Source organism: Arenibacter antarcticus, assembly GCF_041320605.1.
Classification (GTDB): domain Bacteria; phylum Bacteroidota; class Bacteroidia; order Flavobacteriales; family Flavobacteriaceae; genus Arenibacter; species Arenibacter antarcticus.
The window spans coordinates 3,892,147-3,909,690 of record NZ_CP166679.1; the positions used below are offsets into that span (position 1 = coordinate 3,892,147).

The 17,544-nt window shown below is 38.5% G+C and carries 13 protein-coding genes; 3 read left to right on the forward strand and 10 right to left on the reverse strand.

Annotation, left to right across the window (positions count from 1 at the left end; genetic code table 11):
• Window positions 1-21: 21 nt before the first annotated feature.
• A complete protein-coding gene (locus KCTC52924_RS16015; RefSeq protein WP_353057447.1) occupies window positions 22-222 on the reverse strand; it encodes an alcohol dehydrogenase catalytic domain-containing protein in 201 nt (66 codons plus the stop codon).
• The gene (locus tag KCTC52924_RS16020; protein ID WP_251805768.1) at window positions 219-2,219 is read right to left on the reverse strand and encodes a heavy metal translocating P-type ATPase; all 2,001 of its coding nucleotides are present in this window, start codon (window positions 2,217-2,219) and stop codon (window positions 219-221) included. The genes KCTC52924_RS16015 and KCTC52924_RS16020 overlap by 4 nt, the downstream gene beginning before the upstream one ends.
• Window positions 2,220-2,950: 731 nt before the next feature.
• On the opposite strand from KCTC52924_RS16020, the gene KCTC52924_RS16025 reads away from it, so the two are divergent.
• Entirely contained in the window at window positions 2,951-3,538 is a 588-nt protein-coding gene (locus KCTC52924_RS16025; RefSeq protein ID WP_251805769.1) for a pseudouridine synthase, read from the forward strand.
• A gap of 15 nt (window positions 3,539-3,553) precedes the next feature.
• On the opposite strand, the gene KCTC52924_RS16030 is transcribed toward KCTC52924_RS16025, so the two are convergent.
• The 3 genes from KCTC52924_RS16030 to KCTC52924_RS16040 form a co-directional block, all read right to left on the reverse strand.
• Window positions 3,554-4,549, reverse strand: coding sequence for an NAD(P)-dependent alcohol dehydrogenase (locus KCTC52924_RS16030; protein WP_251805770.1), 996 nt, complete (start codon window positions 4,547-4,549; stop codon window positions 3,554-3,556).
• A 229-nt stretch (window positions 4,550-4,778) separates the two neighbouring features.
• Complete coding sequence (locus KCTC52924_RS16035; RefSeq protein ID WP_353057448.1) at window positions 4,779-5,393, reverse strand: protein-L-isoaspartate(D-aspartate) O-methyltransferase; 615 nt, start codon at window positions 5,391-5,393, stop codon at window positions 4,779-4,781.
• 797 nt (window positions 5,394-6,190) lie between these two features.
• A complete protein-coding gene (locus tag KCTC52924_RS16040) occupies window positions 6,191-6,889 on the reverse strand; it encodes a DUF1080 domain-containing protein (RefSeq protein ID WP_251805772.1) in 699 nt (232 codons plus the stop codon).
• 322 nt (window positions 6,890-7,211) lie between these two features.
• On the opposite strand from KCTC52924_RS16040, the gene KCTC52924_RS16045 reads away from it, so the two are divergent.
• Entirely contained in the window at window positions 7,212-9,506 is a 2,295-nt protein-coding gene (locus KCTC52924_RS16045; protein ID WP_251806029.1) for a DNA topoisomerase 3, read from the forward strand.
• A 292-nt stretch (window positions 9,507-9,798) separates the two neighbouring features.
• On the opposite strand, the gene KCTC52924_RS16050 is transcribed toward KCTC52924_RS16045, so the two are convergent.
• From KCTC52924_RS16050 to KCTC52924_RS16060, 3 genes are all read right to left on the reverse strand, one after another.
• Window positions 9,799-10,227 (reverse strand): peptidylprolyl isomerase, encoded by a 429-nt coding sequence (locus KCTC52924_RS16050; RefSeq protein WP_251805773.1) that lies wholly within the window; start codon window positions 10,225-10,227, stop codon window positions 9,799-9,801.
• A 125-nt stretch (window positions 10,228-10,352) separates the two neighbouring features.
• Window positions 10,353-11,633 carry a serine hydrolase gene (locus tag KCTC52924_RS16055; RefSeq protein WP_251805774.1) on the reverse strand — a complete coding sequence of 427 codons (1,281 nt, stop codon included), beginning with the start codon at window positions 11,631-11,633 and terminating at the stop codon, window positions 10,353-10,355.
• Window positions 11,634-11,974: 341 nt separating this feature from the next.
• On the reverse strand, window positions 11,975-12,430 hold the full coding sequence (locus KCTC52924_RS16060; protein ID WP_251805775.1) for a cold-shock protein: 456 nt from the start codon (window positions 12,428-12,430) through the stop codon (window positions 11,975-11,977).
• A 445-nt stretch (window positions 12,431-12,875) separates the two neighbouring features.
• On the opposite strand from KCTC52924_RS16060, the gene KCTC52924_RS16065 reads away from it, so the two are divergent.
• Entirely contained in the window at window positions 12,876-15,779 is a 2,904-nt protein-coding gene (locus tag KCTC52924_RS16065) for a TonB-dependent receptor (protein WP_251805776.1), read from the forward strand.
• A gap of 87 nt (window positions 15,780-15,866) precedes the next feature.
• Here KCTC52924_RS16065 and KCTC52924_RS16070 read toward each other — a convergent pair whose 3' ends face one another.
• Both KCTC52924_RS16070 and KCTC52924_RS16075 read right to left on the reverse strand, forming a co-directional pair.
• On the reverse strand, window positions 15,867-16,298 hold the full coding sequence (locus tag KCTC52924_RS16070) for a peptidylprolyl isomerase (protein WP_251805777.1): 432 nt from the start codon (window positions 16,296-16,298) through the stop codon (window positions 15,867-15,869).
• Between the two features lie 287 nt (window positions 16,299-16,585).
• Window positions 16,586-17,512, reverse strand: a complete 927-nt coding sequence (locus tag KCTC52924_RS16075; protein WP_251805778.1) for an EamA family transporter — start codon at window positions 17,510-17,512, stop codon at window positions 16,586-16,588.
• Window positions 17,513-17,544: the final 32 nt, after the last annotated feature.

The following is a 17,544-nucleotide window of genomic DNA, read 5'->3' on the forward strand; positions in this document are numbered from 1 at the left end:
AAAATCCAGTATCTCTTGCTATTATTTAATTCCACCTTTCAATGATCTTGCTATCCGTTTTTTTTCCTCGTTAATACCGCCACTATGAACGGGTTTTACACCAGGCGCCATTTCTACGACACGACCTATGATTTCATGCCCGGAAACTATCGGATGGTTAGAGTTCTTCCAATCGTTTCGTGATGTATGGATACCATTATGGCAGACCCCGCAATGGGTTATATACTCTCTTCCAAATCATAACGCAGCAGCCTTAGCGCATTTAACACTACCACAAGGGTAGAACCTTCATGAATTGCTACGGCAACTCCAATATTTGCAAGTCCAAAGATGGTAGCAGGCACCAATAATGCCACAACTCCCATACTTATCCATAAATTCTGTTTTATAATTCGTCTAGATTCGCGGCTCAACCCGATAACAAAAGGCAGGCTTTCTATCTTGTCCGACATCAGTGCCACATCTGCAGTTTCCAGAGCAACATCGCTACCTGCAGCACCCATAGCGATTCCAACAGTACTAACTGCCATAGCGGGGGCATCATTAACACCATCCCCTACCATGGCAACCTTGGCATTGTCCTTTTTTAATTCTTGAATGGCTTTCACCTTATCTTCTGGAAGTAGATTCCCTTTGGCATTGGTTAGGCCAATTTGCTTGGCTATGGAATCGCCCACCCGTTGATGGTCTCCCGTAAGCATGATCATTTGTTTTATACCAATTTTCTTTAATTGCAATAACGTTGAGGCTGCCGTTTTTCTGGGCACATCCATAACACTTATTAATCCTATCAATATAGTGTTGTAGCCCACCAGCATCACCGTATTTCCATAGTGCAGCAATTCTTCCATTTGTCGGTGTGTTTCTTGGTCTACGGGAATTTTGGCATCATTCATCATTTGTACATTGCCTATGTACACTTGTCCACCATTATAATCAGCCGTTACTCCTTTTCCTTGAATGGCCTGAATATGGGAAGATTTATGTCCGTTTTTAGCACCGAAATCTGCCATTATATCTTTGGAGATGGCTCTGGCTAAAGGATGGTTACTTAAGCTTTCTACATCTAAAACCAATTCCAAAAACTCCTGTTTATCAAATCCGTTCAGAGGCAAGATATTCGTCAACTTTGGCTTTCCTTCTGTAAGCGTCCCAGTCTTATCGAAAGCGATTATTTTAAGGGTTCCCATATCCTCTAATGCGCGACCTCCTTTTATAAGGACCCCTTTCTTGGCTGCCCTTGCAATGGCACTTAATACGGCACTAGGCGTAGAAATCGCCAAGGCGCATGGACTAGAGGCGACAAGTACGCTTATGGCCCTGTATAGGCTTTCCCTTATTGTTTCGTCTATGACCAAATGGGCGAAGGATAAAGTTATTACCAAAATAATTACCGATGGAACAAACCATTTTTCGAACTTTTTGGTCTGTACTTGAGTAGGCGATTTTTTGGTCTCTACTTCGCTTACCATTTTTATTAGCCGTGAAATGGTAGCATCTTTATTTAGTTTTAATACCCGTATCTCAATAAGGTTATCGCCATTTAGAGTTCCTGTAAAGACCACATTGGACGAATCTATCTCATTAAATTTTGGCAATTTTGCATCTGGGGCAATAGCCGTTTTGTCTATCGGCATGCTTTCTCCGGTTATTGAGGATTGGTCTATACTGCTACTTCCCTTTACAATTACTCCATCTGCCGATATTTTACTATTAGGTTTTACTACAATAATGTCATCTAGCTGTAAATCTTCTACAGCAACTTCAACGGTAGCGGATCCTTTTCGTACCAATGCAGTCTTTGGGGAGAGTTCTCCCAGCGCTTCAATGGATTTGGTAGCCTTGTTCAGTGCGTGGTGTTCCAGGGCATGCCCCAAGCTGAACAAGAATAACAATAATGCTCCCTCTGCCCAACTATCTATATAGGCCGCCCCTATAGCGGCGGCAATCATTAGAAAATCGATTTCAAACTCTCCTTTCCTTGTTTTTTCTATCGCTTCTAACAAGGTGAAATAGCCTCCAAAAAAATAGGCTAGTATATAACTGGCTAGGGAAGTCCACTCGGCCAAGGGGGTCAGTTTTGATAAAATTAAACCTAAAAAAAAGAATACTCCACTTATTATAGCAAAGTATAATTCTGTTTTTTCCCCAAGAATCCCTCCGTGTTGGTGGTCGTTATTGTGGCTACTTTTATTTGTTTGAGATTGTGTGATTTCCATTGATTTATTTAATTACTTTCAAAAATACCACTTATGTTCTTGCAATGGTTGTGCATTTAATGATTACATTATCACAAATACCATTTAACAACCTATTCACTTCTTCTGGTAAATCTATCTAGAAGGTTTATCGTAGGGATTCTAGGTTTCGTAAGGCATGTAGTTAGAGTGTATTGGAGGAATTCTAGTCCGTCCTCATTATTACTCCAAAGTGTTTATGTTACGATTTCTTATAACAAAACGGCTAAGTTAAAGAAGTTTTGGACAAAGGTTTTAGCACTTCAAAATTAAGCACAAATATTTATTTTTCTACAATGTAGCTACTCTAGAGAAAGAGAAATGAACATTAATCGGGTTAGCAATTAATGCACTAAAAAAAACCTGTCCCTCTAAAATAACGAGACAGATTAAACTATGCTTTTTTCAAAAGGAATAGATCTAAAGCCCTGTAGACCTATTTAATAGGAAAATCCAAATTCATAATACCTGCTTAAAATCTTAAAGCAAAACTAATATATCTATCCTTCCACCACAACTAAAGGTGAATAGTCCTATAATTGCTTATTCTTCCTTCTGTAGCAAAAATCATAATTTATCTCCTACCATGGTAGGCTAGTATGAAATTGACGTTCAAACTAATATTCCTAATCATCTTTAATAACGTCATCTTTATTTTAAATTTGTCATCAAACAGAATTCCATCATTGTAAACCACACATTATATATTTTCCATGGCTCTTACCCCTCATTTTCATTATAAAATTTACAAGCCTTTTGGAATCTTGAGCCAATTGATTTCCAACGATGCCAAGGAAGCAAGGAACAAGAGGTTTTTGGGAGAATTACATTCCTTTCCGGAAGATATAATGCCAGTGGGGAGGTTGGACGAAAAATCCGAGGGGCTATTATTGCTAACTACCGATGGCAAGCTCAGCGACAATATTAATCGGATGGGAATAGAAAAGGAATATTATGTGCAATTGGACGGGGAGATTACGCAAGACGCAATGGAAAACTTAAAAAATGGAGTTGAAATTGGATTTCATGGAAAAAAATATATCACCAAACCATCAAAACCCCAATATCTGAAGGTGTCCCCTACCCTTTTTGAACCAAATCCCAAACTTAGAATCGGGAGACATAGGCCAACTTCATGGATAAGTATTACGATTACGGAGGGGAAATTTAGACAAGTACGCAAAATGACTGCAGCAGTGGGTTTCCCGACCCTGAGATTGATCAGGGTAAGGATTGGAAACGTGAACCTGGGGAATTTGGCACCAGGTGCTGTGGTTCCACTAAAGGAAATTTTCTTATAACAATCTAAATTAACCCTATTCCATAGAGAGCTTATAATCATGTTTTAGGGTAATAACCACACTGCCAACCTTATGTCCTTCATCTACGTATCTATGTGCAGCCGTAATTTCGGTCACCCTATATTTTCTGTCAATTACGGGTATAATTTTCCCTTGTTCTAATAAATCCACTATAAATTGTAGGTCTTGTTTATTAAATAAGGCCACTCCCGTTTTCAATTTTTTATTGCCTTTTAAGGCAGTCAAAGGCATAATAAAAAAATAATGCAGTTTTGCTACTGCGGTCAAAAATGTGCCTTTAGGGGTTAGACTCGACCTACAAGATGAAAAGGAAAGATTCCCCAAAGTATCGAAGATTAGATCGTATTGAGTGTTGCTTTTGGTGAAATTGGACTTAGTATAATCAATTACGTCATCAGCCCCCAAAGAGGTTACTAGATCTCTATTTTTAGTGCTACATATTCCAGTTACCTTGGCCCCGTAATATTTTGCCAGCTGTATGGCAAATGTTCCCAAATCCCCAGATGCCCCATTTACAAGAACTTTCTGATCTGCCTTAATTTTTCCAAAATCGCGTAAGAATTTTAGGGAGGTCAAAGCGCCAAAGGGTATGGCTGCCGCCTCGTCAAAACTAATATTGGCGGGTTTTTTTACGATAGCTCCCCTTTCTGGAACCACAACATAATCTGCATAGCATCCAAATGATTCAGTTGCCCCAAAAACCATATCTCCTTTGTTAAACATTTTTACCTTAGCGCCTATAGCTTCTATTTCCCCAGCGAAGATTCCCCCTAAAATTGGATTTCTAGGTTTGTTAAATCCGAACATTAGTCGACTGATAAATTCAAAGCCAAAAGGAATGTTCATACCCCTAATCCGAGCATCCCCTGAGGTAACCGCAGTAGCGTATACCCTTAAGAGGATCTCATGATCTTTGGGAGCAGGTTTATTAACTTTGTGAATTTTAAGGACTTCAGGTGGTCCATACTTGGTGGTGATGACTGCTTTCATATATATTAGGACGAGAATCAAACTGATTTGTTACATAATCAATTGATTTACTGATGAGTACTAGTCCCTGATTTTATGTTATCTAGTGTAAAGCAGAAACTTAAAGCTACACCTAATAAGGAAGTTAATTAGTTAGAATAACTAGTGATTGCGTAGAGGTTTGGCATTGCGTTTTTAGGGTAACGATCATAACTTATACCTTAAAAACATACACTATAGATCAAAGAATCTAATGGCTCCGCTTATCTCTAGTAAAGGGAACAAACCGGACGGGTTCCAAAATATCTTTCTTAAGTTTTCCGTCAGTTTTGGTAAACTTAATCAAATAAGTTCCTCCATGGCTGTCATCTACTGGAATAACCATTCTACCGCCATTTTTTAATTGACGAATCAGGGGTTCCGGAACTTCTTCTGCACCAGCAGTAACCATTATAGCATCAAATGGGGCCTTCTCTGGCCACCCGTGATACCCGTCTCCCCACTTAACGGTTACATTGTCATACCCCAAAGTATCCAATCTATTTTTTGCAGAATAAGCCAATTCCTTAATTATTTCAATGGTATAAACTGAATCCACAATTTTGGCCAGAACGGCAGCTTGATATCCAGATCCCGTACCAATCTCCAAAACATTATCGGCTGGACTTAAGTTTAAGGTTTCGGTCATAAAGGCTACGATATAGGGTTGGGATATGGTCTGTCCATTTCCTATGGGCAAGGCACTATCGTTATACGCCTGTCGCATGTTTTTTTTCGGGACAAATTTATGCCTTGGGACTTGTTGCATGGCCTCTATTGTGGAGGGGTCCTTTATTCCTCTGGCAAGAAGTTGTGTATGTACCATATTTCCTCTTTCTATCGCCCTGTTTTCTTGTGCCATCGCAACAGTTTTAATGAAAAAAGCAAATCCCAATAGTAAGATATAAGATATGCGCATCTAATTCAAATTTAGAAAAGGGGCTATTTCATTCCTTTAAGATACGATATTGTTTTCAATCTAAAAAGTTGGTAGACCTAAAAGAAAATAGCGCCCAATTCAATTATTTCGCCACCCATTTTAGAGGTTCTTAACAGTGCTCCAACCTTTGTTAGAGAACCATTAGTTTTAATATAAAATTAAATAATTTTCATAAATAATTATTAATCAAGATATTACGTTTTATATTGACCTGTTTCATAAATCGAAAATGTTAAATTATCTATAAAACAGTACCTTTTTATACATAGTACTGTAACAAAATTAAACTCCCTTCGTCTTCTTAGTGTAAACCATCAAAAAACAAACATCATGCAAGCATTACATCAACATCTAAAACGTCCTAAAATATATTTCAAAAGTGAATTTGGTTGGACCACAGACAGATGGTACGACCAGAGAAATGAAACTAAAAGAATTACTAATCTTATAAAAATTTAATCATCATGAGAGCATCCAACACACAAACAGCAACAGAGTCCAAAACCTTCAACTATTTTTCCACGTTTAGGGGCTGTAAAAGAGTACAATGGGCACAGTACAGAAACTTTAATCGTTAATAGAGCATACTATTCCTACGGCAATTGAAAACGCCAAGTTTAAACACAAAGGGACCGATTTAATTTTAGACCGGTCCCTTTTTATATGTAGTACATTTATAGTATTTACTCTGATCCCTTTTCGCTCAATTCGCTAATAGGTGTGAGCACTATTTTTCTGAACTCTACTTCTGCTCCCTCCGCCTGTACCGCTATCTGACCCCTATTGGCCGTTGCATTATAGCCGTGATTTACCAAATCTCCATTCAACCAGACCTTAATTTCATTATTAAGACATTCAATAGTCATATAATTCCATTCCCCTAACGCATTTTCCGATCCATCAGTTAGGTTTTTGATCCTCCTTAATTTCCCTTCTATAACACCCCATTTCTCTTTTGGGCCTCTTCTCTCCTCCATATTGTCTGTTGTAATATCTTCAACAATACACCAAAAGTCACCTGCATTTTCATGCATCATTTGTATTTCAATAGATTTAGGGAACATATCATAAAGCGATCTTGGTGTTGAGGCAAATACCAATACTCCACAATTTCCTGGCTTACCAGGAAATCTATAGTCAACCTCCAGTCTAAAATTGGAATAGTTGGCATCTGTAACTAGGTGGCCTTGTGGTATTCCTAGGCTAACCAATTGCTTGTCGCGAACTATAAATGGAATTATGGCCTTTGGATCGCGATCCATTTCTGGCACATCTATATGCCAGCCAGTAAGATCCACACCATTAAAAAGATCAATGGATTCTTGAGCCTTACACAACCCCATTGCGGCAATAAGTAAAAAACCAAACAATAAACTCCTCATAGGTACAATTTAAAATACGCTTAATATTCATCTAGAAGATATAAGGTAAATATAAACTTTGATTTGAAGGAAGTAAAATCTATAACTTATTCTAGAGGGTACTTATATAAATGAAAAATTTTATTAAATAAAAGTAGTTTCTTGCCTATATTAGGTTCCGATTAAAATAGAACTGCACTGTTGATTTCCTTTCTTCTGCAATGGAACTTTAGTTTAAGTCTTCTATAAAAACCTCAATTTTAATTGTATTTGTTACCTAATGAAGTACACTAGGTTCGCGTAAAATTGAGTACTTTGCATGTCTTTAAAAATTCAATTAAAAGTGAAGGTCTGTATAGCGGAAAAACCCAGTGTAGCAAAAGAAATAGCGCAAGTCTTAGGTGCTAACACCAAGCATGATGGTTATTTTGAAGGGAATGGCTATGTGGTAACCTTTACCTTTGGTCATTTATGTACCTTATTTGAACCCAATGATTATAAACCGTATTGGAAAAGTTGGGATTTGAATAATTTACCGATGCTCCCCGAAAAATTTAAGACCAAGGTTGTAGACAATGCAGGCATACAAAAACAGTTCAACATTGTAAAGGGATTATTTGATAAGGCAAAACTTGTAATCAATTGTGGAGATGCTGGACAAGAAGGGGAATTAATCCAACGTTGGGTAATGCATCAGGCTAATTATACTGGGGAAGTAAAGCGATTGTGGATATCCTCCCTAACTACCGAAGCTATAAAAGAGGGTTTTACCAAACTTAAACCGTCAGAGGATTATGACAATCTCTATTATGCCGGATTTTCCCGTGCTATTGGAGATTGGTTATTGGGAATGAATGCGACTCGACTTTATACCGTAAAACACGGGGGGTATAAACAAATGTTATCTGTAGGTCGGGTACAGACTCCTACCCTAGCCATGGTGGTAAACAGATATAAAGAAATAGAGGATTTTAAGCCTCAACCATATTGGGAATTACAAACCTTGTATAGGGAAACGGTATTTAGTTATGAAGAAGGCCGTTTTCTGAAAATGGAAGAGGGCGAGGCAGTGGCAGCGATTGTGAAGGAGCACGAATTTGAGATTGTCTCCACCACCAAAAAAAAGGGTAAGGAATATGCCCCCAAATTATTCGATCTTACGGGTTTACAAGTATATTGTAATACCAAATTTGGATTTTCGGCCGATGAAACCTTAAAAATCGTACAAAAATTGTACGAGCAAAAAACGGTGACCTACCCTAGAGTAGACACTACTTTTCTACCCAATGATGTCTATCCTAAAATTGGTGGGATATTGCGTAACCTAACCCAGTATACTAATCTGTGTACTCCCCTACTGGACAAGAAAATTAAGAAATCTCCCAAGGTGTTCAACGATAAAAAAGTTACGGATCACCATGCCATTATACCTACCGGCATCGAAATTAACTTAAATCCTGCCCAAAAGCAGGTTTACGATAGTATAGTAAGACGTTTTATCGCGGTTTTTTATGAGGATTGCGAGGTTTCCAATACCACAGTAATCGGGAAGGTAACCACCATCAATTTTAAGACCACCGGAAGGGAAATCCTAAAAAAGGGATGGCGGATCGTATTTGAGGTCCCAGATTCTAAGGAAAAGAAGGAAATTGGAATCTTACCGAGCTTTGTAAAAGGGGAAAAAGGTCCGCATGAACCCTCATTTATGGAAAAACAGACCAAACCGCCCAAACAGTTTACGGAAGCTACGCTCTTGCGGGCCATGGAAACTGCTGGAAAACAGGTAGATGATGATGAAATGCGCGAACTGATGAAGGAAAACGGTATTGGAAGACCTTCTACACGCGCAAATATTATAGAGACCCTTTTTAGGCGTAAGTACATAAAACGGAACAAAAAGCAAGTGCTGCCCACTCCCACAGGAATTCAATTAATTGATACTATTCAAAACGAATTATTGAAGTCGGCCGAACTCACCGGATTATGGGAAAAACAATTAAAAGATATAGAGAAAGGTACGTTTAGTGCTACAACCTTCATAAATAATATGAAGCGGATGGTAGATCAATTGGTATACGAAGTGCGAAGTGAGACCAAACGCGCTAATATCTCCCATACTGCTGCCATTCAAAAGTTAGAAAGTAAAAAATCTGACCCCAAGAAAACGGGTATGCAAAATGAAACTTGTCCTAAATGCAAAAAAGCCAAGTTACTAAAAGGTAAATCTGCCTATGGATGTAGTGCTTATAAGGAAGGTTGTGACTTTATACTCCCATTTGATTTTCATGAAAAGACCATATCTGAAAATCAGTTCCTTAGATTGTTAAAAAAAGGATGTACGGTAAATCTTAAGGGGTTTAAACCAAATGGAAGTGAAGAAATTGAAGGTTTGGTGCGGTTTGATGAACAGTTTAAGCTTTTCCTGGAACCAAAAAAAATAGCAGCACCAATTACCGATACTCCAAGTTGTCCTAAATGCAAAACAGGTAAAATTCTTAAAGGTAAATCTGCCTATGGTTGTAGCGATTTTAACAAGGGATGCGATTTTAAATTTTCTTTTGAGGAAATTAAGATCAAAGCCAATGGAAAACCGCTTACCAAAACCTTGGTCCTCGAAATTTTAAAGGGTGTGAGATAATTGACTATTATAAAAGAATTAGGATTTTCTTAAGGCGACAGATTGCAATTAAAAGTGACGAAATATATCAATATTTTTGCGGTCTATGATTTGAAATTTAATTGAGTCAGAATAAAAAAGACCGTCAATTTAGTTTGACGGTCTTTTTTACCCACTAAGTGAGCTTTGAATACTCCGACGCTTACCTGTCTGTTTCGTTCAGGCCGACGTCGAAATGTTATCGGTAGTTTTGTCTGAAGCCTTATGGGCTTGTCCTGAGGTAATTGACTAATAAATTGGTTTTACTACCTCTTTATATAATATCTATAAGCTCTAAATCGAACGTGAGGTCTTGTCCCGCTAAAATATGATTAGCATCCAATACCACGGTATTCTCCTTAACGTCTGTAATTCGCAATTGATTTTTGGTGCCATCATCACTTTCTGCGATTAGTGACATTCCAATTTCAGGTTGAATATCTGGTGGTAGTTGATTGAGGTCGATCTCATGGAATAATTCGTTTATGATATCCCCATAAGCCTCTTCCTTTGGCACATAAATAGTTTTCTTTTCCAAAACCTCCATATTCAACAAACCTTTCTCAAACCCTGGAATCAGCATACCCTTGCCTAAAGTAATTTCTAGTGGATCTCTTTCCAAAGAGCTGTCGAACACTATTCCATTTTTTAATTTCCCTGTATAATGAACTTTTACAGTGTCATCTGCCTTTACTCTACTCATAAATTTAAAGTCTCTTAATTTTCAATAATTGTATTTAAATTCAAAATTATGTGATATTGATTTTCTAAAAGAATATAGTGTCTTAAATCTTTCAAAAATTTAGATAATCTTAACATCAGATGGAGTTATTCAATAATTGCTTGGTATATTAAACTTCGTAATTTGCCACGATCATCCACACCATTGGTCGGGATAAGTTGTTTAAAATAGACTAAGATCAATTCTTCTACAGGGTCTACCCAATACGTGGAGCCATAGGCACCGCCCCATTCAAAAGTTCCCACAGAACCAGGTTCCCCACGTTGCCCTAAATCTTTTGTTATAGAAAAGCCCAGGCCAAATCCGGAACCATCTCGTCCAGTGTAAGGAATTTCCCTTGACACGACATGATCGGAAATCATGAGTTCTACTGTTTTTGGGGATAGGATCCTATGCCCATTAAGTGCTCCTCCGTTCAGCATCATTTGCAAAAATCTGGCATAATCCATAGAAGTAGAGAGTAGTCCTGCGCCTCCTGAAAAGCTTTTTCGTGGTCCTTTAACATAGTGTCCTTGACCAATACCCAATCCTGGTTCTGGAGCCCTTTCCAAGGATTTTCCTTTGTGTGCCATATAGGAAGTTGTCAATCGATCAATTTTATTTTTAGGTAAATAAAAATAAGTATCCACCATTCCCAATGGGTCTAATATTCTCTCCTTAATAAATAGGTCCAGTGGCTTTCCAGAAACTTTTTCAACCACCACGCCCAGAATATCGGTATTGTACCCATAAACAAATCGTTCGCCAGGTTGCGCGTCCATGGGCAATTTGGCCATACGTGCAATGGTTTCTGCAATAGGCTCATTCCTATCCGCAAAATACCAATTCTGAATACCAGCTGCTTTCCATTCGTCCTTGGCTAGGCCATTCCCATAACCAATTCCTGCGGTATGTGTCAATAAATCTCTTATGGTAATTGCCCTTTGGGCGGGAACCACATCATAACCGCCATTTTCATTTTTATTTGCGACCGTAGTCCCCTTCCATTCCGGTAAATATTTACCAATTGGTTCAGCAATCAACAGTTTACCTTCCTCTTGAAGGATCATGACGGCCACACTTATTATAGCCTTGGATTGGGAGGCGATCCTAAAGATGGCATCGGTATCCATTTCCTTATTGGATTCTATGTCGCTTGACCCAAAAGCTGAGTGATATACAATCTTTCCTTTTCTGGCTATCAGGGTAACATTTCCTGCCATTTCCCCATTTTCCACGTACTGTCGCAGCACCGATGAGAGTCGGTCTAATCTTGCTGAAGACATACCTACCTCTTCTGGTAAAGCGGTTTCCAAGTTTTGCGAATTCCCAAGGGAAAACCATAAAAGGCATACAAAAAGTATACTTGATCTCAATACTTTAGTCATAACATCCAAATTAATTAGTTTAAAAAATTACTTTTACTAATAAAGGGACAAAAGATAAAAGATTTTTAAGATGCTTATACTATAAAATGGTTAAAAATTAATTTTTAGAAGTACAGCCACTGAGCCGTTCCTTGTTAAGTGGAAGGTTTGGCGGTATTTTGGTTGAATTTGGAAAATGACAAATTACTAGCTTTAAAATGCGGAATGCATAAAAGCAAATTGGAGGTTAGGAAAATATTTTGGGTTGACCCCACGAGTAATTATCGGAATAACATTCTGAACGCAAGATTGGTTCCTATGTTATTCCGAATATTTATTTTATGGAAAGGAAACTATATAAGTTAAATTTTCTTGACCCGGACAGCATTCATCCCTTTCATACCCTTTTCAAGTTCAAAGGATACCTTGTCGTTTTCCTCTATCTCATCGATCAATCCGCTTACGTGAGTAAAGTACTTTTCATTATTTTCGGTATCGATAATAAAACCAAAACCCTTAGAATTGTCGAAAAAGGAGACCTTTCCGTTTCTAACAGGATCAAATTCCTCTACATCGCTATCATCTTTTTTAGGAATTCCTATTTCTATAGTAGAAGCATCAATTTCTACTTTCAATGATGGATCTGGTGGAGTATCTGTTAAATTGCCATCGTGGTCCACATAAGCAAATTGTATACCCGGTCCGTTTTCCTTGGATTCAGCTTTACGGGCTATTTTCTTCTTATTTTTTTCCTCTCTCTTTTTTAAACGCTTTTTTTCCTTTTCGCTTTTATTATACGTTTGTTGCGATTTTGCCATTCGTTGTTTTAATTATTATTTTGAATATTCCATGAGGGAAGTCCTTGAGATACTAATATTGTGTTGAAATAAGGGTGAGCTTTTTATAGGATACCCTAATATTTAGTAGGCTTTTTAGACCATACGCGGCTCATGTTACCGTAGCAAAGATAAGCTATGTATTCCAATTAAAGAAGTAGTATAAATGTATTTTTTATTTGACCTGTGAAAAAACAGGTTTAGTCTATATATTTTTGTCCCTAAGAGGATGGTTTTCGTTTAATTAACATAGTAATACCAGAATCCAATCAACTTTGTTTTCTTGAAAACATTCATTTTCAATCTTTTAGAACTAAATTTTTTTAATGATTTAGACGATAGGCTTAGGATTATGTTTTGGTGAATTTTGTATATGGTAATAGAAAAATTCTTAACTTCTATGCATAATAACTAAAATAAACCAAAGATGAGAAAGCAGTATTTTATGGTTTTAGCATTATTAATTGGAGCAATTGGTCTTACCAATGCCCAGATTACAGGAACAGTAACGGATGAAGATGGAGGCCCATTGCCCGGTGCATCCATCTTAATTGTTGGCACCACGACTGGTGCCACCTCAGATTTTGATGGCAATTTCACCCTAGAGGCCAATATTGGGGACGTACTTAGGATATCCTACATTGGTTATGAAACGCGGCAGGTTACGGTAGACCAAGTGGTAATGAATATTAGCCTCACCTCCGGACTAGCATTATCGGAAGTTGTAATTGTAGGGTCTAGAAATCCCAACAGAACCGCCACGGAAAGTACTGTCCCGGTAGACGTCATAGACATGAAGGAATTGAACAACGTGGCACCACAAGTCAACCTAAATCAGATTTTGAATTATGTAGCCCCCTCTTTTACCTCAAATACCCAAACCATTGCCGATGGTACAGATCATATAGATCCCGCCTCCCTTAGGGGCTTGGGTCCTGACCAGGTTTTAGTGCTTATCAATGGTAAAAGAAGGCATACATCTTCCCTAATCAATGTAAACGGCACCTTTGGTCGTGGTAGTGTAGGGACCGACTTAAATGCGATTCCTGCTGCCGCTATACAGCGTATAGAAGTGATGCGAGATGGTGCAGCAGCCCAATATGGTTCCGATGCAATAGCCGGGGTAATCAACATTATACTTAACAAAAATGTTAATGAATTAACAACAACAGTTACCACAGGCGCTCATTTCTCCAAAAACGCCAATGATCAAACAGGTGGTGTAGATGGGGAAACTACCAATGTAGCGGCCAGTTATGGTGTTCCACTAGGTGATAATGGTGGGTATATAAACCTCTCCGGAGATTTTGACGTGCGGAAAGAATACAGTAGAATGAACGAATGGGAGGGCGAAATTTTTAATTTGTACAATACAGTGGAACGCGTGGCCAGTGCAGATGGTTATGATGTTTTTAAGTTATTGGACGATGATGTGAACGATGTAATCCTGTATGCCGATCAGGCAGGTATTAATCGAAACGGTGCAACAACAAAAACTCAACTTAGAACCATTCTGAGTGCAGATGCCACCGCGGCAGAACTTTCGGCTAGGGGATTACAAAGAAGTGATTTTAATATGCGTGTTGGACAATCCTCGCTCAGAGGTGGTAGATTATTTGCAAACTTCTCGCTGCCCTTAGACAATCTGGGAACCGAGCTGTATTCCTTTGCTGGGATAAGTTCCAGAACAGGAAATTCTGGTGGATTTTATAGGTTGCCCAATCAGAGCAGAACTTTTACCCCTGCCTATAGCAACGGATTTTTGCCAGAAATTAACTCCCATTTAAAAGATCAATCCTTCTCAATGGGAATTAAAGGGATGATAGGAGATTGGAGTGTAGATATAAGTAATACTTACGGTAAAAACTCCTTTCTGTATACCATCGGGAACACCTTTAATGCCTCCATGCAAAATGCTTCGCCTACTTTATTTGATGCTGGTGGCTTTTCTTTTTTGCAGAATACTTCCAATCTGGATATTACTCAATTTTTTGATGATGTTATGTCCGGGCTAAACATCGCATTTGGTGCGGAGTATAGGTTAGAAAACTACGACATTATAGCGGGCGAAGAAGCATCTTATGCACAGTATACCGCTGCCGGACAACGAATAACCTTGGCTTCCCAACAGCCTTCACAAGATTTCTTTGGCAGTGCCAGACCTGGTGGATCTCAGGTTTTTCCTGGATTTTCTCCCGCCAATGAATTGTCTAGGGGACGTAGTAGTGTCGCTGGCTATTTTGACGTGGAAGCTGATTTCTCAGAAGCTTTCTTGGCAAGTTTTGCTACGCGATATGAGAATTATAGCGATTTTGGCTCTACCATCAATTTTAAGTTGGCGGGGAGATTTAAGGCTACCGATAACTTGAATATTCGGGGGGCGTTAAATACTGGTTTTAGAGCACCTTCCCTGCACCAGATCAATTTTAATTCTACCTCCACTATATTTGACAATGAAGGTAATCCCCAAGAAGTAGGAACGTTTGCCAACGATAGTAGGGCCGCCAAACTTTTGGGAATCCCTCAACTTAAGGAAGAGACTTCCCAAAGTATTAGCTTGGGGCTTACCGCCAAATTTCCAGATGCCAGAATTACGTTAACCGTAGATGGATATTTTGTGGCTATTGATGACCGAGTGGTATATACTGGTCAATTTGCCCCTACTGCTGATGCCGGTACGGGTACTGGTGGAATTCCAGCAGTCTATTCCGGTGCACAATTGGAATTGTTCAACCTGTTGCGACAGGCCAATGCAACGGCAGCTTCTTTCTTTGCAAACGCTATTGATACCGAATCCAAGGGATTGGATGTAGTGGTGACCCATGATATTGACTTGGGGGCTAATTGGAAATTAAAATCTGATCTGGCAGGAACTTTCTCCAAAACCAAGCAGGTAGGAAATATTAATGCATCCAAAATCCTGAGTGATGCGGGATTGGTAGGCACTTACTTTCCTGAAGATAGTAGGGTCTATTTGGAGGAAGCGGTTCCTAGGACTAAAATTAACCTTTCCAATAGTCTAACTTCCGATAAATTCATCGTTTTCCTAAGAAATGTATATTTTGGGGAAGTAACCGAAGCTACCACTACCGCAGCCAATCAGCAAATTTTTGGTAGCAAGGTCGTCACAGACCTTTCGCTTGGATATAAGGCAACAGAGTCGCTTACATTTACCCTAGGGGCTAATAACTTGTTCGATATCTATCCAGATAGAGCTGAAGAGCAATACGGCAACCGTAGCGATGGCCGATTTGATTGGTCTCGAAGGGCACAACAATTTGGTATTGCCGGAAGATTTCTTTTTGCTAGGTTGAGCTTTACCCTTAAATAATTTAGCTTGAGCTTATTACGCAAAAAAGTAGGCTACTTAAAATAGTAGCCTACTTTTTTTATATACACTATCCAAAAAATATAGGATCTACTCCCCTATACTAACAAGCTCTAGTTCAAATGTAAGATCTTGACCAGCTAATGGATGATTAGCATCTAAGATAATATGGTCTTCATGAACCTCGGCAACCCTTAATTCGTTTTCAACCCCGTCAGGACTGGTGGCAACTAAGCCCATACCAACCTCTGGCTTCATATCTTCTGGTAATTCTTCTTTCTTAACGGAATGGAACATTTCTTTCTGTATCTCCCCATAAGCTTCTTCTTTTGGGATTGTTACAGTTTTCTTTTCCTCGGGTTGCATATCGATCAAGCCGTTTTCAAAACCTGGAATAAGACTTCCCTGACCTAAGGTAACACTGATAGGTTCCCTTTCTAAAGAACTGTCAAATATGGTACCGTTGCTCAACTTTCCTGTGTAATGTACTTTTACTGTATCGTTTTCTTTTACTTTATCCATAAACCAAAATATATAATTATAATTCAATTAATAAAGTACAAACTTATAGGTTCTAAAATTCCTTGGGCAAAAAGTAACAATAAAACTTCCGAGAATTTAGAAACCAGCAACTTTTTAAGAGAATTGTTACGAGGTTTTTGAAATTAACGCTAAATAACTCAATTATTTTCACTGCCCTATGGTGCGAAATTCGGGATTAGATAGGTTTTATGTATTTAATTAAGGTTCAGCATATTACCTAACCTCACTAGGACCACTAGATATTCCCTGATGGTTACCCCCACTTTTTAGTGGTTTTTAGAGGAAAACCTACTAAATAGCACTAGTTTCTTTTTGGTGTTTATAAAATAGACCCCCGTTAGTAGTACAACGGCGGCTATGGCAGATTGTGTTGTGATCTGCTCCTCTAGATACCACCAGCCCAAAAGGAGCGCAATGATCGGATTCACATAAGTAGAGGTGGCCACTTTTTCTGGGGAAACTATTTTTAAAAGGTAGTTAAAAGATGTAAATGCCACAATACTTCCAAACAAGATCAATAATAGTAAGGAATATTGCACAGGGCTGCTCCATTGGGTGGGTAAGATCCATTCCTCGCCAATAGCAAGGCTCCCAATCATTAGAATTATCCCTGCCGCAAACATTTGAAACCCAGTATTCACAAAATAATTGGAAGGTAAATCGGCTTTCGCCACGAATAAACTGGCATATGCCCAACTAAGCATACACATAAAGATCATTACCATCCCTAGCAAGGTATTCTCGTTGCTTATAATTTGGTTCTGACTTACAAGAAGAAAAATACCCATGATACCAATAATAACTCCCAATATCGACATAGGTTGGATTTTTTTACCATCCAAAATTCGCATTAATAAAAGTATTACTAGTGGTTGTGCCGCAATTTCAAGAGCCGCAAGTCCACTATCTACATACTGTAATGCCCATACCACAAATCCATTTCCCAATGACAGAAATAAAAATCCGGCTAGGATACAGTTTTTTAATTGCTTCTTGGTTATGTTCAGGGGGATTCGCAGCATTTTGCATAATATAAATATCAATAGCCCCGCTACCGTAAATCGAATGGAGGCCAGCATAAACGGTGGCAATTCCTGAACTGCAATTTTATTTAATAGATAGGTGGAACCCCAGATAACATAGATGGCGAAAAATGCCAATACAAGCAAAAGGGTGTTTTTGGGTTTTGTCATTAATAGTAACAATTTTAAAAAATGAGAGGCGA

What these genes read in the sequence shown, in the direction of transcription:
- KCTC52924_RS16020 (WP_251805768.1), bottom strand. Translation starts at nt 2,219, where the DNA reads ATGGAAATCACACAATCTCAAACAAATAAAAGTAGCCACAATAACGAC.
- KCTC52924_RS16025 (WP_251805769.1), top strand. Translation starts at nt 2,951, where the DNA reads ATGGCTCTTACCCCTCATTTTCATTATAAAATTTACAAGCCTTTTGGA.
- KCTC52924_RS16030 (WP_251805770.1), bottom strand. Translation starts at nt 4,549, where the DNA reads ATGAAAGCAGTCATCACCACCAAGTATGGACCACCTGAAGTCCTTAAA.
- KCTC52924_RS16035 (WP_353057448.1), bottom strand. Translation starts at nt 5,393, where the DNA reads ATGGTACATACACAACTTCTTGCCAGAGGAATAAAGGACCCCTCCACA.
- KCTC52924_RS16040 (WP_251805772.1), bottom strand. Translation starts at nt 6,889, where the DNA reads ATGAGGAGTTTATTGTTTGGTTTTTTACTTATTGCCGCAATGGGGTTG.
- KCTC52924_RS16050 (WP_251805773.1), bottom strand. Translation starts at nt 10,227, where the DNA reads ATGAGTAGAGTAAAGGCAGATGACACTGTAAAAGTTCATTATACAGGG.
- KCTC52924_RS16055 (WP_251805774.1), bottom strand. Translation starts at nt 11,633, where the DNA reads ATGACTAAAGTATTGAGATCAAGTATACTTTTTGTATGCCTTTTATGG.
- KCTC52924_RS16060 (WP_251805775.1), bottom strand. Translation starts at nt 12,430, where the DNA reads ATGGCAAAATCGCAACAAACGTATAATAAAAGCGAAAAGGAAAAAAAG.
- KCTC52924_RS16065 (WP_251805776.1), top strand. Translation starts at nt 12,876, where the DNA reads ATGAGAAAGCAGTATTTTATGGTTTTAGCATTATTAATTGGAGCAATT.
- KCTC52924_RS16070 (WP_251805777.1), bottom strand. Translation starts at nt 16,298, where the DNA reads ATGGATAAAGTAAAAGAAAACGATACAGTAAAAGTACATTACACAGGA.
- KCTC52924_RS16075 (WP_251805778.1), bottom strand. Translation starts at nt 17,512, where the DNA reads ATGACAAAACCCAAAAACACCCTTTTGCTTGTATTGGCATTTTTCGCC.